Below are 24,666 nucleotides of genomic sequence, written 5' to 3' on the forward strand. Positions count from 1 at the left end.
ATATTAGAATTAATTTTCCAGAACAATACCGGATGTCCTTTACCCCCTGGATGGGTGTAAAGCTATCCGGTATTGCTTTTTCTTAAGTTAATGACATTGTGTGAACGGTAGCATTTTTCTGTGCAAAAGGCCGGAAGTTATCTTGAAATCCTGAAATGTGTATGCTATAATAGGCATAACAAAAGAGATTTTATCATGATATACCTGATCTATCAGACATAGAGATAGGGAAGTTGATGTTTTATTCAAAGGAGTGATGATGTATGAGTCAGGGTTATTCACAATTATTTCAGAGTATTTCAGGCGGCGGAGCGGGAAATCAGAATTTCCTCTCAGATTATGCCAGCATTAAGAGCGGAAGCTACGGCAAACTTTTAAAGGCATATTACGGCACAGGCAGCAGTTCCAGTACATCAGCTGCAAGCAAGAAGAGCAGCCCCACCAATACGCTTGACAAGATTTTAGAAGAGAAGAAGAATCCGAAGATTTCCAAACAGGCCCAGGAGGCAAATACCAATCTGACCAACGGGCTTTCCAATCTGAAGAATTCTGTATCCGCATTACAGAATGATAAAACTTATACAGATACAGAAAACGGTCAGAGCGCATCAGACAAGGTGACTGCAGCCATGAAGAATTTTGTGGCGGATTATAACAGCGTTGTGACTGCGGCGAAGAAATCCACATTGGCAGGCAAAACAGCATATGTGGCAAATATGATGGACAGCACGAATGCGAATGCTGATAAGTTTGCAGAACTGGGCATCACAATCAATGCGAACGGAACACTTCAGCTGAATGAAGGCAAGCTGAAGGGAACAGATGTTTCTAAGGTACAGGAGTTGTTTTCCACCAACGATATTATGAGTTATGGTTCCAAAATCTCCTCCCGGATTCAGTTCGCCAATGCGAACACTTCGAATACCACCAATAAGACAGACACCACAGATAAGACGGACACTGAGGACAGCGCCACTAATAATACGGCAGGTTCCAGTGCGGCAGCTCTTAAAACAGACAGTGAGACATTGGCGTCTGACAAATTGTATGAAAAAGTAAAAGATAAAGATGGCAATGAGAACTATGACATTGACAAAATTTTTGCAGTAGCAAAGAGCTTTGTCACCAATTATAATAAGATGTTTGATGTTGCTGAATCCAGTTCCAATTCCGGCGTAATATCAAATCTGACACAGATCAGAGGAAAGACAGCCCGCAATGCGGATATGCTGAAACAGTTTGGAATCAGCGTGGACACAAAAGGCAGAATGAAGATTGATGAGGACACGTTTAAGCAAGCAGATATGTCCAAGGTACAGAAGTTCTTCAAGAACTATGGCTCTTCTATTTCCACCAATGCTTCACTGGTAGATTTTTATATGACTACCCATGCCAATACGGCCAATAGTTATACAGCTGCCGGAGCGTACAACCTGCAGGAAGGATTCCGCTATGCAGATTACATTTAATCTGTTTTAAGTAAAGATAAGAATACAGAGGATGCGAGTCCACAGAGTTTTGTCTGAAGGATTCGCATCCTTTTTATTTTGCAGAAAAACATTTTTACTATGATGTGTGAAAGTTTACGGTTCTCTGACTTTACCCGTTGGATATTCAATGATTTACGAAAAAAGAAGAAAATTTCAAAGTATTGTATAGAAGAATTGACAAAAATTTGCAAATTTGTTATATTAAAATTAGCAAAAATGCAAGAAACGATAGTTCGGTCATTAATCAAATATTGACAGATAGAAAAGGAGGTAATGTTATGTTATTCCAGACAACAGCAGAGCATGAGCAGTTACGGGCGAAGATTCGCGCCTTTGCCGAAGAGGAAATCAAACCCATTGCGTTTTCCCTGGACCAGGAAAACCGGTTCCCGGACGAAGCGGTGAAAAAGCTGGGCGAGATGGGCCTTATGGGAATTCCTTATCCCAAAGAATACGGCGGAGCAGGGCTTGACATTTTAAGCTATGCCATTGCTGTAGAAGAGCTTGCCCGGATAGACGGCGGTTCAGGCGTGATTCTTTCCGCCCATGTTTCTCTGGGCTCTTTTCCGATCTTTGCATACGGCAATGAGGAGCAGAAGCAGAAATACCTGGTTCCTCTGGCAAAAGGCGAGAAGATTGCAGCCTTTGGCTTGACGGAGCCCAATGCCGGTTCGGACGCCGGAGGCACAGAGACGACAGCCCTTGACAAAGGAGATTATTATCTGTTAAACGGAGGCAAGATTTTTATTACCAATGCGCCGAAAGCAGATACATACGTGGTATTTGCGGTAACAACGCCGGATATCGGAACCCGGGGAATTTCCGCTTTCATTGTGGAAAAAGGATGGGAAGGCTTTGAATTCGGCGACCATTACGACAAACTGGGCATTCGTTCCTCTACCACAGCGGAACTGATTTTTAATGATGTGAAGGTTCCCAAGGAAAACCTTCTGGGCAAAGAAGGAGAGGGATTTAAGATCGCAATGTCCACTTTGGACGGCGGACGTATCGGTATTGCAGCTCAGGCTCTCGGCATTGCCCAGGGAGCGTACGAACAGGCCCTTGACTATGCGAAAGAGCGTGTTCAGTTTGGTAAGCCCATTGCCGCGCAGCAGGGCATTTCCTTCAAACTGGCAGATATGGCTACCAAGCTTCGCTGCGCAAGATTTTTGGTTTATTCCGCGGCAGAATTGAAAGAGGCCCACAGCTCCTATTCCATGGAAGCTGCCATGGCGAAGATGTATGCGTCTGACATTGCCCTTGAAGTGACCAATGACGCAGTGCAGATTTTCGGCGGCACAGGCTTCTTAAAAGGCATGGATGTAGAGCGGATGTACCGGGATGCCAAGATTACAACTATTTATGAAGGAACCAATGAGATTCAGCGGGTGGTCATCGCTTCTCATATTATCGGAAGAATGAAGAAGAGCTCCGGCGGAGGCGGCAGCCGTTCCGCGGCAAAGAAACCGGCGCCCATCACTGGCGTGCGCAAAGGGAAGATTTTTAAAGAAGGCGGAGCGAAGGAACGGGTAGAAGCTCTGGCGGAAGCGCTGAAAAAAGACGGACATGATTTCACAGTAGGAATTCCTGTGGATACGCCCATTGCTCAGGCAGAGCGGGTGGTTTCCGCCGGAAAAGGAATCGGAAGCAGGGAGAATATGAAGCTGATTGAAGATTTGGCCAAAGCGGCAGGCGCAGCCATCGGTTCTTCCCGTCCGGTTGCGGAAACATTGAAATATGTGCCGCTGAACCGCTATGTGGGAATGTCCGGACAGAAATTCAAAGGCAACCTGTATATTGCCTGCGGTATTTCCGGCGCCATTCAGCATTTAAAGGGAATCAAAGACGCGTCTGCAATTGTGGCGATCAATAAGAACGGCAATGCTCCTATTTTCAAAAACTGCGACTACGGCATTGTAGGAGATGTGGCAGAGATTCTTCCGCTTCTTACAGAGGCTCTCGGCACCGGAGAGAAACAGCCTGCGCCTCCTATGGTGAAGATGAAACGGCCGCCTGTTCCAAAGCCGGAACCCATTGGCAAAAGCTATGTATGCGGCGGCTGCGGATACGAATATATTCCGGAAATCGGCGACGAAGATGCGGAAATCGCTCCGGGAACTTTATTTGAGAAATTACCGGAAGACTGGGTATGTCCGGAATGCGCAGAAGGCAAAGAACAGTTTATTGAGGCGTAACAGAAGGGAGGAACGAATCTATGTATTGTGTACGGAAAGTAACCGATGATTTGTACTGGGTGGGAGCCAATGACCACAGGCTTCATTTATTTGAAAATATTCATCCGATTCCGCAGGGAGTAAGCTACAACGCATATCTGCTGATGGATCAGGAAACAGTTTTGTTTGACACGGTGGACTGGTCGGCGTACCGTCAGCTTGCGGAAAACCTGGATTATCTGCTGGGGGACCGTCCCCTGGACTGGCTTGTGATCAATCATATGGAGCCGGATCATGCAGCGTCCGTCGAACAGATCCTGCTTCGCTATCCGGATGTAAAAGTAATTTCCAGTGAGAAAGCCTTTATGCTGATGCGTCAGTTCGGCTTCCATCCGGATCTGCATGAATGCATTACTGTGGCAGAAGGAGATACCCACTGCTTCGGCGATCATACAGTAACCTTTGTAGCGGCTCCCATGGTGCACTGGCCGGAAGCCATGGTGACATTTGATACCACCAACGGCGTATTGTTTGCGGCAGACGCTTTCGGTTCTTTTATCGCCCTGGACGGCAAGCTCTTTGCTGACGAGGTGGATTTCGACCGTGACTGGATTGACGAAGCCCGCCGCTACCTGACGAATATCGTAGGCAAATACGGCCCCCATATTCAGCTTCTGTTAAAGAAAGCCTCCGGGATTTTAGATCAGATTAAGTTCATCTGTCCGCTTCACGGCCCTGTCTGGCGTGAGAACCTGGGCTATTTTGTAGAAAAATACGATAAATGGAGCCGGTATGAGCCGGAAGAGCAGGGAGTTTTGATTGCCTATGCGTCCATGTACGGCAATACGGAATCAGCGGCTCAGGCATTGGCGGCAAGGCTCTGCGAAAAGGGATGCTCCAATGTGGCAGTTTATGATGTATCCAACACCCATGTTTCGTACCTGATTTCAGAAGCTTTTAAATACAGCCATATCGTGCTGGCGTCTGTCACATATAACCTGGGCATTTATCCTGTGATGCATAACTTCCTGATGGATATGAAGGCATTGAATATGCAGAACCGTACCTTTGCACTGATAGAGAATGGCTCCTGGGCCTGCAAGTCCGGAGATTTAATGCAGAAGTTTATTGATGAAGAAATGAAAAACATGACCGTTTTAAACGACCGGTTAAGCATCGCTTCTTCCATGGGCCCGGATAAGAGCCTGGAGCTGGATGCGCTTGCAGATGCAATTATTGATTCAATGAAAGAAGAATAATAAGATAAAGGGCTGTTGGGAACTGACAGATTTTCCCCAATATATACTGTGATTCTTTTCGTGTCACAACTGTATATCGGGTGTAAGCTTCATTTCCCGGCAGCCCTCTTTTTGTGCCTGTACATTTTGTAAAAATTACAGTATAATAAAAAACAGTTTACAAAATGTCAAAGCGTGTTTGAAAAATTATTCCTGACATCTGTCGGAAGGTATTTTTCAAACACGCTTTGGAAGAAAGCGGAGGAGACAATGAAGATTACTTATATTCACCACAGCGCCTTTTGCGTAGAAACGGACAAAATGGCGCTGGTTTTTGACTATTTCAGAGGAGACAGAGTTTCGGATTGTATCTATCATGGGAAAATGCCAGAATTGCCGGAAGAAACGCCGGTATATGTGTTTTCAAGCCACAGCCATCAGGACCATTTTGACCCGGAGGTACTGAAATGGAGCAGGAAATATCCCGATATCCATTATATTTTTTCCAAAGACATCAGAAAAAAACTGGGAAATTCCGCTCTGAAACGCCTGGGGGTGGAAGAAGAAATCAGGGATTGCATTACTTATGTCAAGCCGGGAGAACGATATGAAATAGGCGGAATTACTGTGGAAACCCTGCGTTCCACAGACAGCGGCGTGGCCTTTCTTGCGTCTGTTTCCGGCAAAACCATTTACCATGCAGGGGATTTGAACTGGTGGAAATGGGAAGGGGAGCCGGAGGAATTTAATGAGTATCAGGAAAAAACTTACAAAGCGCAGATCGATCTGCTTTCCGGAAGAAACATAGACCTGGCCTTTGTGGTGCTGGACCCCAGGCAGGAGCATGACCGGTATCTGGGAATTGATTATTTCATCGAACATGTGCAGGCAGAATGTATTGTACCCATGCATTTGTGGAAAAAGTATGAGGTGATTCAGGAATACCGAAGCCTTCCGAGAACTGCGGCAGTACGGGAAAAGATACTTGTTGTGGAGAAGGAGAATCAGGAAATTTTTCGTTGATTGTTTCTGTGTTATTCGGTATAATAGGAAATCATACGGAGGTGCAAAATGAAAAAAGATCAAATCAAATTTACCAAAAGAAAACTGGGACTGTGGGCAGCCATGCTGGTAAGCGCAGGCGTGCTTATGAACACAGGACGGGTTCAGGCGTCATCTGCGCCGAATTACGATTATAATGTAGTTACAGACGCAGAAGAAAAGGTCAACCCCAAGGACAAAATATCTGATTCCAAAGGAATCCAGAGCGTACTGAACAAAGCCATCGGTTCCAAGAAAGAAATTACCATTTATTTTCCGGCAGGAACTTACAACATTGACAAGACTCTTCGGGTGTATTCCAATACCCACTTGATTCTGGATAAGAATGCGACCCTGTACCGAATGGACAGCTGGATTAACAGGGAAGTTCTTTTTAATGTGGATCAGAACAGTAAAAGAGATGTTGTGGGAAAATATAATATGTCCAAAAACATCACAATAGAAGGCGGAACCATCGACGGCGGCAATACGGCAAAGGCTGCCAAGGGAACCGATGTGGTCCGTTTTGACCATGCAGAGAATATTACCATCAAGGACTGTACCATTAAGAATACCTATGACTGCCACATCTTAGAACTGGTGGGAGTGAAAAACGGAGAGGTCAGCGGATGTACCTTTACCGGGTTCCGCTATAAGAAAGGCAAGGAAAACGATTATAAATATGCAAGGGAAGCCATTCAGATTGAAACTGCATGGAAAACCGGCAATGAGCCTTGGGCGAGAGGCTCTGTCATTGACGGTACATCCTGCAAAAATGTGGTTATTACGGACAACAAATTCAACGACATTCCCTGCGGCGTAGGGCAGCACCGCCATACAAAAGACGGAAAGTACAGGAATGAAGACATTACCATTACCAATAATACTATCACCTGTTCTTCTAAGAACAAGGCGGCAAAGATTGCGATTACCTGTATCGGCATCAACAATCTGACAGTAAAGAACAACATTGTCAAAGGGCCTTACCAGTTTGCCATGCATGTGATGGTTGCAGACGGTGTGGTGATTGAAGGCAATCAGGCCGAGGGCATGAAACAGAACGGAATCATGGTAGACTCCGGGAAGAATGTGGTGATTTCCAATAATACGCTGAAGAATATTGCAAAACATGGAATTTCCATCGGAGGCGGAACGGTAAAGAAAGTTTCCGGAAATAAAATTACCAATGTGAAATGGAACGGAATCAGCGTAGATGACGGTAAGGTAACCAGTATTACAGGCAATACCATCAACAAAGCCAAAAAGCACGGAATTTCAATTATTGATATCCATGGAAAAGCAGACTGTGCCCTGAAGAATATTACGAAAAACAAAATAAGCAATACCGGTGAGAACGGAATCTGCATCAACAAGGCAAAGGTCACCAATGTATCCGGGAATACCTTAAAAACCATCAATAAAAGCGGAATTGTGTTAATTGCCGGAAGCATTGGTTCTGGAAAAAGCAGAACAAAGGGAATTCAGGAGAATAAAATCACAGGCTGCAAGCAGCATGGAGTCGTGGCAATGAGCGGAACAATTTCTTCCATTGGAAAGAATAAGATTTCCAATATGGGCGTAAACGGAATTTCCCTGTCCGGTGACGCCAGAGTTTATTATATTGTTAAAAATAATCTTAAAAAATGTAAGAGACAGGGTATTTTCAACGGCTCTTCTTACACCCAGACAAAGATACAAGGAAATACCGGACAGAAATAAGGAATGGGGAAAACATGGATGTAAAAATATACACAGACGGCGCGGCCCGGGGCAATCCCGACGGGCCGGGCGGCTACGGCGCAGTTCTGGTCTATACGGATCAGGAAGGGAAAGTTTATAAAAAAGAAATTTCCGCCGGCTACCGGAAAACCACCAACAACCGTATGGAGCTGATGGCGGTTATCCGCAGCCTGCAGGAATTAAACCGGCCCTGCCAGGTAGAACTGTATTCCGATTCCAAATATGTGGTGGACGCCTTCAACCAGAACTGGGTGTCCGGCTGGCTGAAAAGGAGCTGGAAGAAATCAGACGGAAAACCGGTGAAAAATATCGATCTCTGGAAAGCGCTGCTGAAAGCAATGGCGCCCCATAAGGTAACCTTTATCTGGGTCAAGGGCCACGACGGGCATGTGATGAATGAACGCTGCGACGCCCTTGCCACCTCGGCGGCAGACGGAGAGAATCTCCTGGAGGATGCTCCGCTGACAGAATAAAGGCGATTTATCCCTGGCCGTTCTTGAAAATCGGCCGGTCATATGATATGATTAACACTTGATAGGAGGTGCTTTTATGACGTTTTTGGCCAGTTTGATACAGTATGCCTTGAAGTTTGTACTTATGGCGGCAGTAGCCGGCTGCGGACTTTTTCTGGGAAAGAAACTGCGTGACAGAAAAGACAGCAAAACAGCAGCGGAACTGACACAGCAAGATAAATAGACAGTGGAGGAAATTGGTCGTGAAGAAGTATGGAGTAAATGAACTGCGCAGGATGTATCTGGAATTTTTTGAAAGCAAGGATCATCTGGCGATGAAAAGTTTTTCTCTGGTACCCCACAACGATAACAGCCTGCTGCTTATCAATGCGGGAATGGCGCCGCTGAAGCCTTATTTTACCGGGCAGGAGATTCCGCCCAAAAAGCGTGTGACCACCTGCCAGAAATGTATTCGTACCGGAGATATAGAGAATGTAGGTAAGACAGCGAGACATCTTACTTTTTTTGAAATGCTGGGCAATTTTTCCTTTGGGGATTATTTCAAGCACGAGGCCATTGCCTGGAGCTGGGAATTTTTGACAGAGGTCATCGGCATGGAGCCGGAGCGGCTCTATCCTTCCATTTACGGAGAAGATGAGGAAGCCTTTGAAATCTGGACGAAGGAAGTGGGCGTTCCGGCAGAGAAGATTACCCGGTTTTACCGGGATGAAAATGGGAAATGCGATAATTTCTGGGAACACGGCGCAGGCCCCTGCGGCCCCTGCTCTGAGATTTATTATGACAGGGGAGAGGCTTACGGCTGCGGCAGCTCTGATTGTAAGGTGGGCTGTGAATGCGACCGCTTTATGGAAGTGTGGAACAACGTATTTACCCAGTTTGACGGAGACGGACACGGCAATTACGAGGAGCTTGCCAACAAAAACATTGACACAGGCATGGGCTTAGAGCGTCTGGCGGTAGTGGTGCAGGATGTGAATTCTGTGTTTGACATTGATACCATGAAGGCAATCCGGGACAAGGTATGCCAGGTGTCCGGCAAGACCTATCAGACCGACGCCATGGATGATGTTTCCATCCGGCTGATTACAGATCATATGCGTTCCGCAACCTTTATGATTTCCGACGGCATTATGCCCGGTAATGAAGGGCGTGGCTATGTGCTCCGGCGCCTGATCCGGCGGGCGGCCCGCCACGGCAGGCTTCTTGGAATCAGCGGGAAATTCCTTGCAACCTTAAGCGCTACGGTCATTGCGGAAAGCCGGGACGGATATCCGGAACTGGAGGAAAAGAAAGAATTTATCTTTAAGGTGCTGACCCAGGAGGAAGAGAAGTTTGACAAGACCATCGATCAGGGACTCAGCATCCTGGCGGAAATGCAGGAAGCAATGAAAGCGGAGGGTACAAAGGTACTGTCCGGAGAAAATACATTTAAATTGTATGACACCTACGGATTCCCGGTGGATCTGACACTGGAGATTTTGGAAGAACAGGGATTTTCCATTGACGAAGAAGGCTTCAAAAGCTGTATGGAAGAGCAGCGGAATAAAGCCAGAAATGCAAGGAAGGAAACCAACTACATGGGTGCGGACGCCACAGTCTACGATGAGATTGACGTTTCCGTAACCACGGAATTTGTAGGATATGACCGTCTGGTTCACAGTTCGGAGATTACCGTATTAACCACGGAGACAGAACTGACGGAGGCATTGTCAGACGGAGAGCGGGGAACCATCATTGTAAAAGAGACGCCCTTCTATGCCACCATGGGCGGACAGAATGCCGATACAGGCGTTATCCGCGCCGGGGAAAATGAATTCCGGGTGGAGGATACCGTTCATCTCCGGGGCGGGCGCATCGGCCATGTAGGCGTGGTCACCCGGGGTATGTTTAAAACAGGCGATTCCGTAGAGCTGTCCGTGTCAGAAGAACAGAGGGGGCTGATTGGAAGAAACCACAGCGCCACCCATCTGTTGCAGAAAGCCCTTCGGGAAGTGCTGGGCACTCATGTGGAGCAGCATGGTTCCGATGTGAATGCGGACAGGCTTCGTTTTGACTTTTCTCATTTTGCGGCAATGACGCCGGAGGAAATCGCCCGGACAGAAGCCATTGTCAATGAGAAGATTGCAGCTTCCCTTCCGGTTGTGACAGAAGTGATGACCCTGGAAGAAGCGAAGAAAACAGGTGCCATGGCGTTATTCGGCGAGAAATACGGCGACTCTGTCCGTGTGGTGAAGATGGGAGATTTTTCTGTGGAGCTGTGCGGCGGAACCCATGTGGCGAATACCAGCAGCATCAGCGCCTTTAAGATTATCTCAGAATCCGGCGTGGCGGCAGGCGTGCGCCGAATTGAGGCGCTGACCTCTAAGGCAGTGTTTGAATATTATGACAAACTGGAAGAGCTGCTTCATACGGCAGCGAAAACCGTAAAGACCAATCCGGCGGGACTGGTGGAGAAATTAGAGCATCTGATGGCAGATTTGAAGGCTTTGCAGAGTGAAAATGAATCTTTAAAGAGCAAGGCGGCCCAGAGCGCCCTGGGGGATGTGATGAACCAGGTAACCGAGGTAAAGGGCGTCAAACTCCTGGCCTCCAGCGTGACGGGCGTGGATATGAACGGATTGCGGGATTTAGGCGATCAGTTAAAAGAGCAGCTGGGTGAAGGCGTGGTGGTTCTTGCTTCAGAAAAAGACGGCAAGGTGAACCTGATTGCCATGGCAACAGAGGAAGCCATGAAGAAAGGCGCCCATGCAGGCAATTTGATTAAAGCCATTGCAGGCAAAGTCGGCGGAGGCGGCGGCGGACGCCCCAATATGGCCCAGGCCGGCGGAAAGAATCCGGCAGGCATTCCGGATGCCATTGCAGAAGTGAAAACTGTTCTGGAGGGTCAGATCTAAGAGCACCGGAAACAGCCCGACACATGCGCAGTCATGTATGGAAGGCAGTATTTAAAAGTTTTCTATGAAAATAGTTGACTTACCGGAAATATCTGTTATAATTAATAGCAGTGCAATAAAATGACCCAAACAGTTGAATATGCACAATACGCAACTGGAGGGAGGTTAGGTGTGAGACTATGTCAAATGTTATCGTAAAAGAAAACGAAACTTTGGATAGCGCTTTACGCAGATTCAAAAGAAACTGTGCGAAGGCTGGTATTCAGCAGGAGATTCGTAAGAGAGAGCATTACGAAAAGCCAAGCGTAAGACGCAAGAAGAAATCCGAAGCGGCAAGAAAGCGTAAATATAATTAATTAAGAGAAAGAGCCTTGTATCATCTGTGGGAATGGATGATACAAGGCTCTTTTTTGAATTTCAGAAAATAAATTTTGGCTTTCTTGAAAAGTCAGGAAATGTAATATAGTTTAATGTTGTATTTTAGAAAAAAATGGGATACTATAAAAGGGTATAAGTAAGCGGTCTTAAGTTTTACAATAAACAAAAGTATGAATTTGGAGTGAAAAATATGAATAGAAGTATTTTGTTAGATAAGAAATTAAAATGCATGTCAGTAATTAAAAATATGTCGGTCAGAGAGTATCTTCAAATGGTGGAAAAGGCATATCAAAACAGAGGAGGAATTTCTGGGCAAAGAGAAGCATTAAAACAAAAAACAGCAATTTCCATAAGAAACAGAATGATCGAGGATATAAAAGAAGGTACGATATTGCCTCCTGTTGTAATAGGGATTGTAACAGATGCGGAACAATATAAGAAAGTTGAAAAGGGTGAAATTGCGTATGAACAATTGATAACAAATGATACAGTTGAACAATTAAGCATCATAGATGGAATGCAAAGAACAACTGCTTTGATGAAAGCCGTATCCGAAAAAGAAGAAGTGAATCAAAGAGAATTACGTGTTGAGTATTGGATTTCAGATAATAGCAATAGTTTATTATACCGAATGTTAATTTTGAATACAGGTCAAGTGCCATGGAATGTAAGGCGGCAAATAGAAATTGTTTTTTCTGGTATTGTGAAAGAAATAAAAGAGCATGTTGCAGGTATTGAAGTTTTTGAGATAGATGATTCAGCAAAAAGGAGCAAAGGCGGGCAATACCAGGCAGATGGATTAGTGGAATTGTTTTTAGCGTTTGGGGCGCGTACTTGGAAAATTAATACCAAGGAGAAATTAACAGATGAGTTTACAAGACATGATTTTTTACAAAGCAGTGGAGAGACAGATTTGGTGCGTCTTTTTTGTGAAGTGTTAGAGTGCATGGTGCAGATGGATATTCTCTTGGATGCTAAATACAAGAAAAAGGAGGATAATTCTGAGGAAAAAAAGGAAGAAAATTCTATAGAAAAGTTTAAATCTGGGAAAGAATTGTTTGCAGGGCAGCCGGCACGGATAGGATTTGTGGCGGCTGCCGGAGAGAAAATTATGGGCAGGCCTGGGGATGAAAGAGACAAAGAAAAAATTGATAGCTCTAAGAAAAAATTTAAAAATGCTATTTTAAATGTTATTAGGAATCTTGAAAAGAAAAATGGAGACGAACTAGCGGAATATATTGATTTTGCCACTTTAAATCAGGTAATGGAGAGAAGAACAGCAAAAGTTGGGGATTATGAAAGAGAGTTGTTTTATGGAGCGTTTAAAGTGCTTGTTGAGGAAGATGGGGAACTGTCAAGCTTAGGAATTTGTTGGAGGGCATTTTAAAGTGGGGATAAACAGGTCGAAAAGCAGCAAAAGCATTTTTGCTAAATTAGCCGCTTATGTTGATTCTGCAAATTCTTTCTATAAATATAATTTGGATAAATGTTATATTGATTTTCAGAAGGAAGATAAAGAGACATTAGATACAATTAGGGAGATAAATGTGCAGAAATTTATTCCGAATGCAAAATTTGCGATTGTCAGTTATAGGAATAGAGATATGCTGATTGTTGTGGGAGAGCAGACATCGGAGCATGATGGTTCTGTGTTGTTGAATGTGAATGTTGATTTGGCAATTTTTGTTTATGCTATTTGTAATTTGCAAGGCAATGTTAATTATGCCATACCGCCCATGAGAATTTACAATGAAATATTATGCCAGCCAGAGGATGAAAATTACCATGGGCATCAGTTGGAAGATTTGCAGGAAGTTTTTGAAAATGTAAGTGCGTATGAGATTGTGGAAGAGAGCAGTTTGATTAAAAATGATGTTTATGATGTGTATGCATATCATTTTTTAAAATTGGAAAGAGAAAAAATTGGACGATGGGATAAAAAGACCTTGGATTTATTTGAAGATATCATATTCAGCGGGAATGATAAAATTCCATATCATAATATTGTCATGTCTATGCTGGCGAATCAATGGAATCATAGTTTTTTAGAAACATACAGATGTATAGAACGTTTATTTTCTGTTATCAGATTAGAGGCTTTTTATGATGTATTGGGAACGGAATTAACCTTACTTGCCGTAGCAAAGGAAATCGAAGAAAAGATTTCTTGGCGGCCGAATGAAGAAACAGCAATACAAGAGATTTTCAAAAATATTGATACAACTGCAATAGAAAATGTGAAAAATTCATATAAACAGGTGAAGGGAATGGGAGTGGCAAAATGGTATTATAAAGAAATACGAAATCCGATTGCACACTACAGGGCAGTGCATTCACCATTAGATTTGAAAGAGAAAGAATGGAATATTTTGTTGCAGTTTAATCTTAGTGTGATTGAATATTTATATTAGGAAATATCGGGGAAAGATTTGATCGTGTTTATTTTTAACAGTTCCTACAGCGTGTTTGAAAAATGCTTTAGGATCGTTTTTTAAAGAATAATAAAAACTCCTTTCCAGTAAGAGGCAGGCTCCAGTGGTTTCTTACCGGAAAGGAGCCTTTTTAGTTATAAGGAATATTCTTCCGGGCATGTACATATATATGGAATCAGGTACAAAAAGATGGACAACAGGAAGCAGCGGCGAAGAGATCGGAATGACTGCGGCAGGACGCGGCAGGAAAAGGCTCTGGATTGCCGCCGCAGAAAGGAGGGCGCATGGAAGAAATTATCCGGGTATTTCCGGGGGCCTTAAGGGAGCTCTGCCGGAACAGTTTTGAAGAAAGCAGGGAGCCGGAGGAATTCAGGCTGCGGACAGGACAGCCTGTGATGGTATCAGGCCGGGGAACCGAGTGGTTCTGGAGCCGCGAAGGCTCCGGGCTCATAGAGAAAAAGTTTTTTTCCAAATCTTCTGGGACTGCCTATCTCTGGACGGAGCAGGATATGAAGGAAACCTTAGCCAGAATGAGCCAGTACTCGATGTATGCTTTGGAAGAAGAAATCCGCAATGGTTTTTTCACCATTCAGGGCGGACACCGGATTGGGGTGGCGGGAAAAACGGTCTGCCAGCAGGGAAAAATTACGGCAATCCGCAACATTTCCAGTCTGAATATCCGTGTGGCAAGACAGAAGAAAGACTGCGCCAGAGCGGTTCTTCCGTGGCTGTGCCGGCAGGGGGGCATTTATAATACCTTAATCCTTTCTCCGCCCGGAGTGGGGAAAACCACCATGCTGCGGGACTGCATCCGCCTGCTGTCGGAGGGAACCTCCCAGACGCCGGGAGAGAAAATCGGCCTGGTGGACGAGCGGGGAGAGGTGGCAGCCAGCTTTTTCGGGATTCCCCAAAATGACCTGGGCTGCCGGACAGACGTATTAGACGCCTGCCCCAAGGCGGAGGGCGTGCGGCTGCTGCTGCGGAGCATGTCGCCCCAGATTATCGCCGTGGACGAACTGGGCGGCAAAAAAGACTGCATGGCAGTGGAAGAGGCGCTCCACTGCGGCTGCCGGATTCTCGGAACGATGCACGCAGAACGCGTGGAAGAGCTGGGAGAAAAAATGCACTTGAAAAGATGGCTCAAACGGGAGTATTTTGAACGGTTTGTGCTGCTGAGTATGGGAGAGAAAGGGGAGAGAAGGTTTTCTGTATATGACGGAAAACTGCAGAAATTATGCTGAAGCTTTTGGGAAGCCTTTTGATTCTTACCGCGTCCATCCTGTATGGGTGGAAGGTCAATGAGGAGCAAAAAGAGCATGTGGAACAATTGATTGCCATGAAGGAAATGTTTCTGATGCTGCAGGGGGAAATTTCTTATGCCAGAACGCCTTTGAGGGAGGCTTTTTTGCAGATGGCTTCTCAGGGGAAAGAGCCTTTTTCTGATTTTTTAAAACGGGCGGCTGAAGGGTTGGAGAAACATGAGGGGAGCATTGGGGAATTCTGGGGCGGTCTGGTGGAGGAGGAAGCAGAGAAATTTTATTTTACCAGGGAAGAGCAGGGGCTGTTGAAACGGGCAGGAGAGAATTTCGGATATCTGGATGTTAAGATGCAGTTAAAGAATCTGGAACTGTATATGGAGCAGGCGGAGGTGTTTCTTAAAAGGGCCCAGAAGGAATTGAAGGACAGGCAGAAAGTGGCCCGCACCTTAAGCCTGATGTGCGGTTTGTTTCTGGTAATTCTGCTGATTTAGCGGGGGATGTACGGAGGAAGCTATGAGTATAAGTTTGATTTTTAAAATTGCGGCAGTGGGGATACTGGTTACCGTGTTAAGTCAGGTCTTAAAACACAGCGGGCGGGAGGAGCATGCCTTTCTCACCAGTCTGGCAGGACTTTTGATTGTACTGTTTTGGATTGTGCCTTATATCTATGAATTGTTTGAGACGATGCGGAATCTGTTTGCCTTGTAATTAATCTGAGAACCATGGAGAATCGGGAATGGATATTTTAAAAATTGCAGTTCTGGGCATTGCGGGAATGCTGCTTGGGATTCTGCTGAAGGATCAGAAAAAAGAATATGAGCTGTTCGTCACCCTGGGGGTGTCCCTGTGTATTTTTTATTTTATTATGTCCAAGCTTGAACTGGTGCTGTCGGTGATAAACAGGATGCAGGAGTATGTCAGGCTGGACGCCGGATACATTGCCATTCTGATTAAAATGATTGGGATTACCTATGTGGCGGAATTTTCTTCTAATCTCTGTAAGGATGCAGGTTATCAGGCGGTGGCGGGCCAGATTGAGATGTTTGGAAAGCTGTCGATTCTGGTGATCAGCATGCCGGTGCTTCTGGTGCTGTTGGAAACCATAGGAGAGTTCTTAAGTTGAGGTGGGCAGGTTGAAAAGAGGATGGATACGGATTCCGCAGAAGGAGGCGGCAGCGCGAAGGGTATGGATGTGTGCATTGGGGGCGGCGGCAGGCCTGGTTCTTCTGACAGGAACAATCTATGGGGCGGAGCCCAGGAATCAGGAAATTCCAGAGGAAGCGGCAGGCTCAGAAATGCCGGAACATACTGAAAAATCAGAAGGAATCTTCCCTGACAGCAGCGAAACGGTGGAGTCTTATCTGGCAGAACTGGATTTTTCCGATATTGACAAAATACTGGGGGAGCAGGAGAGCACAAAGGAGCTTCATTTCAGAGAGCTGGTGGAGCGTCTGATTGCGGGAGAAGAAATTGACAAGGGATGGCTGATACAGGAAGTCTGCCGTATGGTATTCGGGGAAATTACCGCTTTTCGGAAAACCCTGGTGCAGATTGTGCTGCTGTGCATGGTGTTTGCCATTTTGTATAATTTTGCAGATGTATTTGAAAATCCGGCGGTGACGGAAATCAGTTTTTATCTGGTGTACATGCTGCTGTTGGTGCTTTTGATGAAATCCTTTTTTATTCTTCGGGATGTGTCGGCAGAGGTATTGGAGGAGATGATGGTATTTCTGAAGGTGCTGATCCCAACCTTTACCATGAGCATGGCATTTTCCGGTCAGATTACCACGGCGGCAGGATTTTATGATATGACGTTTCTTTTGATTTACGGAATGGAATGGGCATTGAAATACATGATTCTTCCGGCTGTGCAGATTTATATGGCATTGGAGCTTATGAATTATCTCACGGAGGAAGAACTGCTGTCGAAAATGACGGAGCTGCTGAAATCCGGCGTTGCCTGGGCGCTGAAATTTTTGTTTACCATTGTCATCGGCATCAATGTGGTGCAGAACCTGCTGACGCCTGTGATTGACACCTTTAAAACAGGTCTGATTTCCAAGACGGCGGGGATGCTGCCGGGGCTTGGGACGTCCATTAATGCTGTAACAGAGATTATGGTGGGCTCCGGGATTATCATTAAAAACGGCATTGGCCTTGCGGCGATTTTGGCGATTTTGGCCTTGTGTGCAGAACCGCTGATTAAAGTCGGCGTTATGACCTTTCTCTATAAAATACTGGCGGCGGTGATTCAGCCTATTTCAGACAAACGGATGATTGGCTGCATCAGCAGCGCGGGAGAAAGCGGAAGAATGATGGGAAAAGTGGTGGTGACCACGGCGGTGATGTTTTTGGTAACCATCGCCATGGTGACGGCGGCTACCACATTTCACTTATGACGAAAGGGGAAATGAAATGGAACTGGTTTATACCTGGGTAAAAAACATCGTGTGCTTTTATATTTTTATGAATATCATCATTCATCTGCTGCCCAAAGACAGTTACCGGAAATACGTCAGATTTTTTTCCGGAATGCTGCTGATGATACTGGTGGCCACGCCGGTGCTGTCTGTGTTGGGGCAGGAGGAGGTTCTGATGCAGAAAATCAGCCAGGCCGGTTTTTTCCAGGAGCTTGACAATATCAAGCTGGATACTGCCCATCTGGAGCAGACCCAGAAAAAAGCGTATCTGCAGGAATATGAACGGGCAATTGAAATGGATATCGAAAGAATTGCCCAGGGAAAGGGACTGAATCCGCTTAAAACAGAGGCTTGTCTGTCAGAGGATTATCAGGTGGAATCCATAGTTTTGGAGGTAAGCGACTCTAAAGAGGGGGTTTTGGTTCCGAAAGTGTCTTTGGGGGATGACAGCTTAAAGCATCCCGGGGCAGACGAATTGAAACAGGAATTGATGGAATTTTACCGCCTGGAAGAAAACAGAATTACAGTTTCGGTGCAGTGAAAAGGATTTGTTTTCTGTGTTTATATCTGGAAAGGAATGAGGGAATTCATGAAAAAAAAGGAATGGTTTTCCCTGGAGAAAATAAAGGGAATATCGAAAAATCAGCTTTTGATCGGAGGGCTGGCGGGCATTTTACTGCTGGTTATCGCAATGCCTGTCAATACGGACAAAGATAAGGAGCAGAAACTGCCGGAAAAAGAAAGCGGGGAAGAAACAAAACAGAGCGCAGGAGCCTATACTGGCTACGGCAGGGAGCTGGAGCGGAAGCTGGAGCAGATTTTAGGGGAAATGGAGGGGGTGGGGAAGGTGGAGGTGATGATTACGCTGAAAGATGACGGGGAGAGGATTTTAGATAAAGATATTACACGCAGCAGCCAGGAGGTTTCGGAAGAGGACGGCGCCATTAAACGGAATACCCGCGAAAGCCAGTATCAGGAGGAAACAGTGTTTTCCAGGGAAACGGAACAGGGACAGCCTTTTATTGCAAAAGAAACGGCGCCTCAGGTGGAAGGCGTTCTGGTGGTGGCAGAGGGAGGTGAAAATGCAAAGACAGTAAAAAATATTTCCGATGCGGTTTTGGCATTATTTCCAGTGGAAGTACATAAAATTAAGGTAGTTAAGATGAATTGACAGGAGGGCTTAAGTTTTGAAGAAAGTATTTAAAAAGAACCAGATTATTATTACGGCTCTGGCTCTTATGATTGCTGTGGCAGGCTATCTGCAGTACACCGGAAGCCAGAGCGACAGCGATCTGGCCAAGGAGGCCAGCGCAGACACCAATGAAAGTACATATGAAATATCCGACGAAGACATGTACAGCGCAGAGGATATTTTCACAGACACAGAAGCCAGTGAGGAAACAGCTGCAGAGGCTCAGGACGCAGACCTGGGGATTAAAACGGGAGAAGAGATTGCAAAGGCCAACGGACAGGGAGAAGGGGTAGACAATCCGGGAGAAGCCGTTTTGACCAGCACCAATGTAAACAGCGTTGATTTTGCATCGGAAGTGAAGCTGAACCGGGAGCAGGTCCGTTCCCAGAATAAAGCGTCTTTGCTGGAGATTATCAACAATACCGGCATTGGGGAAGAGCAGAAGCAGGACGCCATCAACGCCATGATCGCCATGACAGACATTGCAGAGCGGGAAGCGGCTGCTGAGATGCTGTTAGAAGCAAAAGGATTTACGGATGTGGTGGTAAGCATTACAGACGGCAATGCAGACGTGGTTCTGAATATGGGAGAGGTTACAGATGCAAAGCGGGCGCAGGTGGAGGATATTGTAAAACGCAAAACCAACGTGCAGGCGGAAAATATTATTATTACCCCCATTCAGAATTCCTCCGGGGAAAGCACAGAAACACCTGAGGCGGATTCCGGGGAAGCGCCGGCAGAAGGTACAGATGCAGCAGGCAGCGAAAGCGCGCCAAAGGAGGATGTGCCTCAGGAATAGAAATATCGCAGGGAGCCGGAAAACGGCTCTCTGTTTTATCGTTCTTGAACTCGTCCCAGGGCTGTGGTATACTTTGTGAAATAGTCTGAAGCTCTGGGCCTGAAAGGCCGGCTTCTTTGGGGAGAGCAATGGAAAGGATACGAATGAAAATGAGAAGAAAATCTTATGAAATTGACATGTGCAGCGGCCCGCTGTTTCCAAAAATCCTGCTGTTTTCCATTCCGCTGATGATTTCCAGTATTCTGCAGTTATTATTTAATGCGGCAGACATGGTGGTGGTGGGAAGATTTGCAGGAAGCACGGCATTGGCGGCAGTGGGAGCCAATGCGTCGCTGATTAATCTTCTGACCAATCTATTTATCGGATTTTCGGTAGGAGCCAATGTGCTGGTGGCCAGATTTTACGGCGCCGGGAAGGAAAAAGATATCAGTGAAACGGTGCACAGCGCAATGGTTTTGAGCGTAGTCTGCGGCCTGGGGCTGATGATTTTTGGAATGCTTGTGGCGCCTCAGATCCTTGTAATGATGGGGACGCCGGCGGATGTGCTGAATCAGGCGGTATTGTATATCCGGATTTATTTTGCGGGAATGCCGGTGATTTTACTGTATAACTTCGGCAGCTCCATCCTGCGGGCGGTGGGAGATACCCAGAGACCCCTGTATTATCTGTTTGCGGCGGGAATCATCAATATTCTGCTGAATCTGGTTTTTGTGATAGGATTTCATCTGGGCGTGGCAGGCGTGGCCCTGGCGACGGTAATTTCCCAGATTGTGTCTGCAGGATTAATTTTCCGCTGTATGATGGGAATGGAAGGAGGCTGCCGGGTGGAATGGAAGAACCTTGCGCTGAAAAAAGACAAGGTCATTCAGATTATACGGATTGGACTTCCGGCGGGACTTCAGGGCACCGTCTTTTCTTTGTCCAATGTGCTGATTCAGTCCTCCGTCAATTCCTTCGGTTCTGTGGCAATGGCGGGAAATACCGCGGCGTCCAACATTGAAGGCTTTATTTATATGGCCATGAATGCCTGCCATCAGACAGCCCTCAGCTTTACCAGTCAGAATTTCGGGGCAGGGAAGTGGAAACGGATTGGAAAAGTGCTGATAGAGTGCCTTGGAATGGTAACCTGCGTGGGGCTTTCCATGGGGTGGACGGCTTATCTGCTCGGGCCTCAGCTTTTGGGAATTTATTCTTCTGATCCCAAAGTAATTGAGGTGGGGATGCTGCGGTTGTCCGTTATCTGCACCACCTATTGCCTCTGCGGCATTATGGATGTGTTAGTGGGGGAGCTGCGGGGCCTGGGCTATGCGGTAATGCCTATGATTGTGTCTTTACTGGGAGCCTGCGGTTTCCGGATACTGTGGATTTTTACAGTGTTTCAGGAGCAAAAGAGCCTGCTCAGCCTGTATCTTTCCTATCCGGTGTCCTGGACGTTGACGGCGTCCGTGCATTTGATCTGTTATTTTGTTATACGGAAAAAACTGGCTTCATTTCTGTCAGGCAGCAAAAATAAGTGACAGAAATTCCGGAAACAAAGCGTAAAAAGGTGACAAGAAAAGCCGGCTGTGCTATAATGTGCCGGTATGTGAAAAATGGAGGTTGTACAGAATATGGCAGCAGAATTATTAAAAAGAAGCCAGGCAGCCGCTGCGGATACCTGGGCAATAGAAGATTTATATGATTCCGTGGATTTATTTTTAGAAGATGCCCGCAGACTGGAAGAGATGGTGGAAGAGTTAAAAAATTTTACGAAAGAATATCTGATGGAATGCGGCGCCCATCTTCTGGAATATTTTCAGAAATTGGAGAAGAGCGTGACGCTGTTAGATCGGACCATCTGCTATTCCCAGCGGAGCGCGGATGTGGATACCGGCAATGACAGCTCTCAGGCGTTAAGTGGAAAAATGATGGGAATTTACCATAAATTTGCCACAGCAACGGCGCCCAGGGATGCCTGGATTGTGTCGATGGAGGAAGAGAAGCTGCAGCAGTTTTATAAAGAAACAGAAGAACTGGGCAATTACCGGGTGACAATTTCAGATTTGCGCAGGCTGAAAGAACATACCCTGCCGCCGGAACAGGAGGAGCTTCTTGCTTCTTCTAAGGAGATGGGAGAGGCTATGGAGAAAGCCTACAGTCTCCTGACGGACGCAGATTTTGAACATCCCTCGGTAAGGGATGAAAAGGGCGAAATGGTCAAAATCAGCAGCGGCCGGTTTGTGCCGATGCTGGAAAGCCAGGATAAAAATGTACGCCGGGAGACCTTTCAGGCATATTATGCCCGGTATGAACAGTACAAGAATACCTTTGCAGCCCTCTATGAAGGAAAAGCAAAGGCCAATTTCTTTTACGCCAAAGCCAGAAATTATCCTTCTTCCATGGAAGCGGCTGTAGACGCCAACAATGTGCCCAAAGAGGTGTATCATAATTTGATTGAAGCGGTGCACGAGAATCTGCATTATATGCATCAGTACATGTCTCTGCGCAAAAAGCTGATGGGACTGGAAGAGCTTCATATGTATGATGTGTACGTGCCCATAGTGGCAGAGGAGACAGCCAGAATCACTTATCAGCAGGCCCAGGAGGAGATTGGGGAAGCCCTGAAGGTTCTGGGGGATGACTATGTCCGGGTGCTGAAGGAGGGATTTGAGAACCGCTGGATTGATAAATATGAGAATGAGGGAAAACGCAGCGGGGCTTATTCCGCCGGGTGTTATTCGGCCCATCCTTATGTGCTGATGAATTATCAGTATAACCTGGATTCTGAATTTACCCTTGCCCATGAAATGGGACATGCCCTGCATTCTTATTATTCAGCCAGACACAACAATATCTTTGACAGTGAGTATAAGATATTTGTGGCAGAGGTGGCGTCTACCTGCAATGAAGCCCTGCTGATGCATTATCTGCTGAAGCGCACCGAAGATCGGAAGAGAAAGGCGTATCTGATCAATCATTTCCTGCAGCAGTTCCGCGCCACGCTGTACCGCCAGACCATGTTTGCGGAATTTGAGCTTCTGACCCATCAGATGGTGGAAGAGGGAACAGCGCTGACGGCAGAAGCTTTGAAAAAACTGTATTATGAGCTGAATGTGCAGTATTATGGGCCGGATGTCATTGCGGATGACGAAATTGCCGTGGAATGGGCGAGAATTCCGCATTTTTATTATAATTTTTATGTGTATCAGTATGCCACCAGTTTTGCGGCGTCTATGGCTTTAAGCAAAAAAATTCTGGAGGAGGGGGAGCCTGCAGTGGCCCGTTATCTGAAGTTTCTGCAGGGCGGGTGCAGCAAATCCCCCATTGAACTTTTGAAAGACGCAGGCGTGGATATGACCACGAAAGAGCCCATCCGGGAGGCTTTAAAAACCTTTGGAGAATTAATTGCAGAAATGGAGGAATTGTCTTGTCAGAAATAGAAAAAAACAGAAAGAAAGAAATTGAAAAGCGCAGAACCTTTGCCATTATTTCCCATCCGGACGCGGGGAAAACCACTTTGACGGAAAAGTTTCTTTTATACGGCGGCGCCATCAATCTGGCCGGATCTGTCAAGGGCAAGGCCACTGCCCGCCACGCCGTGTCAGACTGGATGGAGATTGAGAAGGAGAGAGGAATCTCTGTGACTTCGTCTGTCCTGCAATTTAATTACGGCGGGTACTGTATCAATATCCTGGACACGCCGGGGCATCAGGACTTTTCGGAGGATACCTACCGTACGCTGATGGCGGCGGACTCTGCAGTGATGGTAATTGACGGCTCTAAGGGTGTGGAGGCCCAGACCAGGAAACTGTTTAAGGTCTGCGTGATGCGCCATATTCCGATTTTTACCTTTATCAATAAAATGGACCGGGACGCCAACGATACCTTTGATTTACTGGATGAGATTGAAAAGGAACTGGGAATTGCCACCTGTCCCATCAACTGGCCCATCGGCTCCGGAAAGAATTTTAAAGGGGTCTACGACCGCAGCCAGAAGAAAATCATGACCTTTGCGGACACCTTAAAGGGAACCAAAGAAGGAGTGGAAAAAGATATTGATCTGGACGATCCGGCTCTGGCGGAGGAAATCGGAGAGGATTACAAGGCTGCGCTGCTGGAGGAAATAGAACTGTTAGACGGCGCAAGCGCAGAATTTGACATGGAACTGGTGTCAAAGGGAGAACTGTCCCCGGTGTTTTTCGGTTCTGCTCTGACGAATTTCGGTGTGGAGACCTTTCTGCAGCATTTCTTGCAGATGACATCCACGCCCCTTCCCAGAAATTCAGATTTAGGGGAGATCGATCCTTTTTCGGAGGATTTTTCTGCCTTCGTATTTAAAATACAGGCGAATATGAACAAGGCCCACCGGGACCGGATCGCCTTTATGCGCATCTGCTCCGGGAAATTTGATGCAGGCATGGAAGTGACCCATGTTCAGGGAGAAAAGAAAATGCGTCTTTCTCAGCCCCAGCAGATGATGGCTCAGGAGCGGAAAATTATTGAGGAGGCTTATGCCGGAGACATTATCGGCGTGTTCGATCCGGGAATTTTCTCCATCGGGGATACCATCACCAATGCCAATAAGAAATTTGCCTTTGAAGGCATTCCCACCTTTGCGCCGGAGCATTTTGCCAGAGTGCGCCAGTTAGATACCATGAAGCGCAAGCAGTTTGTCAAGGGAATTACCCAGATTGCCCAGGAGGGCGCCATACAGATTTTTCAGGAATACCACACTGGAATGGAAGAAATCATTGTGGGCGTAGTGGGAGAACTGCAGTTTGACGTGCTGAAATACCGTCTGGAAAATGAATACAACGTGGATATCCGCCTGGAGAAACTGCCCTATGAGCATATCCGGTGGATTGAGAATAAAGAAATTGATATGGAGAAGTTAACAGGAACCTCCGACATGAAAAAGATCCAGGATTTAAAGGGAAATCCCCTGTTATTGTTTGTAAATGCCTGGAGCGTAGGCATGACGCTGGATCGAAACGAAGGTTTGATCTTGTCAGAGTTCGGCCGGAATTAAAAGTAAAGTACAGGATGTTCCAATACAGAAACTGCAGGAGCGCCCAATTTGCGAAGCAAAGGGAAATCCTGCAGTTTTGTCTGCTGTCAATATATCAAGCGTTCACCGACGTATCGTCCGGTTTACGG

General features: G+C 46.2%; 22 protein-coding genes. All 22 read left to right on the forward strand.

Annotation, left to right across the window (positions count from 1 at the left end; all coding sequences use genetic code 11):
• Positions 1-263 precede the first annotated feature (263 nt).
• Positions 264-1,469 (forward strand): hypothetical protein, encoded by a 1,206-nt coding sequence (locus ACTO17_RS12525; protein WP_482558158.1) that lies wholly within the window; start codon positions 264-266, stop codon positions 1,467-1,469.
• Between the two features lie 299 nt (positions 1,470-1,768).
• Entirely contained in the window at positions 1,769-3,685 is a 1,917-nt protein-coding gene (locus tag ACTO17_RS12530) for an acyl-CoA dehydrogenase family protein (RefSeq protein ID WP_172537893.1), read from the forward strand.
• A 20-nt stretch (positions 3,686-3,705) separates the two neighbouring features.
• Positions 3,706-4,923, forward strand: coding sequence for an FprA family A-type flavoprotein (locus ACTO17_RS12535; RefSeq protein WP_482558159.1), 1,218 nt, complete (start codon positions 3,706-3,708; stop codon positions 4,921-4,923).
• Between the two features lie 249 nt (positions 4,924-5,172).
• Positions 5,173-5,925: an MBL fold metallo-hydrolase gene (locus tag ACTO17_RS12540; protein ID WP_482558160.1), complete on the forward strand. Its 753-nt coding sequence runs from the start codon at positions 5,173-5,175 to the stop codon at positions 5,923-5,925.
• Positions 5,926-5,973: 48 nt separating this feature from the next.
• Positions 5,974-7,662, forward strand: coding sequence for a right-handed parallel beta-helix repeat-containing protein (locus ACTO17_RS12545; RefSeq protein WP_482558161.1), 1,689 nt, complete (start codon positions 5,974-5,976; stop codon positions 7,660-7,662).
• A 14-nt stretch (positions 7,663-7,676) separates the two neighbouring features.
• Positions 7,677-8,156, forward strand: a complete 480-nt coding sequence (rnhA, locus tag ACTO17_RS12550) for a ribonuclease HI (protein ID WP_172537889.1) — start codon at positions 7,677-7,679, stop codon at positions 8,154-8,156.
• Positions 8,157-8,232: 76 nt separating this feature from the next.
• Positions 8,233-8,379 (forward strand): hypothetical protein, encoded by a 147-nt coding sequence (locus ACTO17_RS12555; protein ID WP_482558162.1) that lies wholly within the window; start codon positions 8,233-8,235, stop codon positions 8,377-8,379.
• A 19-nt stretch (positions 8,380-8,398) separates the two neighbouring features.
• Positions 8,399-11,050 (forward strand): alanine--tRNA ligase, encoded by a 2,652-nt coding sequence (alaS, locus tag ACTO17_RS12560; protein ID WP_482558163.1) that lies wholly within the window; start codon positions 8,399-8,401, stop codon positions 11,048-11,050.
• 179 nt (positions 11,051-11,229) lie between these two features.
• Complete coding sequence (gene rpsU / locus ACTO17_RS12565; RefSeq protein ID WP_004054229.1) at positions 11,230-11,406, forward strand: 30S ribosomal protein S21; 177 nt, start codon at positions 11,230-11,232, stop codon at positions 11,404-11,406.
• Positions 11,407-11,618: 212 nt separating this feature from the next.
• Positions 11,619-12,815 carry a hypothetical protein gene (locus ACTO17_RS12570; RefSeq protein ID WP_172537886.1) on the forward strand — a complete coding sequence of 399 codons (1,197 nt, stop codon included), beginning with the start codon at positions 11,619-11,621 and terminating at the stop codon, positions 12,813-12,815.
• 1 nt (position 12,816) lies between these two features.
• Positions 12,817-13,839 carry a hypothetical protein gene (locus tag ACTO17_RS12575; protein WP_482558164.1) on the forward strand — a complete coding sequence of 341 codons (1,023 nt, stop codon included), beginning with the start codon at positions 12,817-12,819 and terminating at the stop codon, positions 13,837-13,839.
• A gap of 305 nt (positions 13,840-14,144) precedes the next feature.
• Positions 14,145-15,101: a stage III sporulation protein AA gene (gene spoIIIAA, locus ACTO17_RS12580; RefSeq protein ID WP_482558165.1), complete on the forward strand. Its 957-nt coding sequence runs from the start codon at positions 14,145-14,147 to the stop codon at positions 15,099-15,101.
• Positions 15,095-15,610, forward strand: a complete 516-nt coding sequence (locus tag ACTO17_RS12585; RefSeq protein ID WP_172537883.1) for a stage III sporulation protein AB — start codon at positions 15,095-15,097, stop codon at positions 15,608-15,610. The genes spoIIIAA and ACTO17_RS12585 overlap by 7 nt, the downstream gene beginning before the upstream one ends.
• Before the next feature lie 22 nt (positions 15,611-15,632).
• Positions 15,633-15,827, forward strand: a complete 195-nt coding sequence (gene spoIIIAC / locus ACTO17_RS12590) for a stage III sporulation protein AC (protein WP_016286129.1) — start codon at positions 15,633-15,635, stop codon at positions 15,825-15,827.
• Between the two features lie 28 nt (positions 15,828-15,855).
• On the forward strand, positions 15,856-16,242 hold the full coding sequence (locus ACTO17_RS12595) for a SpoIIIAC/SpoIIIAD family protein (protein WP_172537882.1): 387 nt from the start codon (positions 15,856-15,858) through the stop codon (positions 16,240-16,242).
• 10 nt (positions 16,243-16,252) lie between these two features.
• Complete coding sequence (locus tag ACTO17_RS12600; RefSeq protein WP_482558166.1) at positions 16,253-17,518, forward strand: stage III sporulation protein AE; 1,266 nt, start codon at positions 16,253-16,255, stop codon at positions 17,516-17,518.
• A gap of 16 nt (positions 17,519-17,534) precedes the next feature.
• The gene (locus ACTO17_RS12605) at positions 17,535-18,080 is read left to right on the forward strand and encodes a stage III sporulation protein AF (protein WP_482558167.1); all 546 of its coding nucleotides are present in this window, start codon (positions 17,535-17,537) and stop codon (positions 18,078-18,080) included.
• Between the two features lie 48 nt (positions 18,081-18,128).
• On the forward strand, positions 18,129-18,710 hold the full coding sequence (locus ACTO17_RS12610; protein WP_172537879.1) for a stage III sporulation protein AG: 582 nt from the start codon (positions 18,129-18,131) through the stop codon (positions 18,708-18,710).
• A gap of 16 nt (positions 18,711-18,726) precedes the next feature.
• The gene (locus ACTO17_RS12615; RefSeq protein WP_482558168.1) at positions 18,727-19,530 is read left to right on the forward strand and encodes a SpoIIIAH-like family protein; all 804 of its coding nucleotides are present in this window, start codon (positions 18,727-18,729) and stop codon (positions 19,528-19,530) included.
• 149 nt (positions 19,531-19,679) lie between these two features.
• Complete coding sequence (locus ACTO17_RS12620; protein ID WP_172537877.1) at positions 19,680-21,047, forward strand: MATE family efflux transporter; 1,368 nt, start codon at positions 19,680-19,682, stop codon at positions 21,045-21,047.
• Positions 21,048-21,140: 93 nt separating this feature from the next.
• The gene (gene pepF, locus ACTO17_RS12625) at positions 21,141-22,949 is read left to right on the forward strand and encodes an oligoendopeptidase F (RefSeq protein WP_482558169.1); all 1,809 of its coding nucleotides are present in this window, start codon (positions 21,141-21,143) and stop codon (positions 22,947-22,949) included.
• A complete protein-coding gene (locus tag ACTO17_RS12630) occupies positions 22,937-24,538 on the forward strand; it encodes a peptide chain release factor 3 (protein ID WP_482558170.1) in 1,602 nt (533 codons plus the stop codon). Before pepF ends, ACTO17_RS12630 begins: the two co-directional genes overlap by 13 nt.
• Positions 24,539-24,666: the final 128 nt, after the last annotated feature.

This window comes from Petralouisia sp., assembly GCF_056822245.1.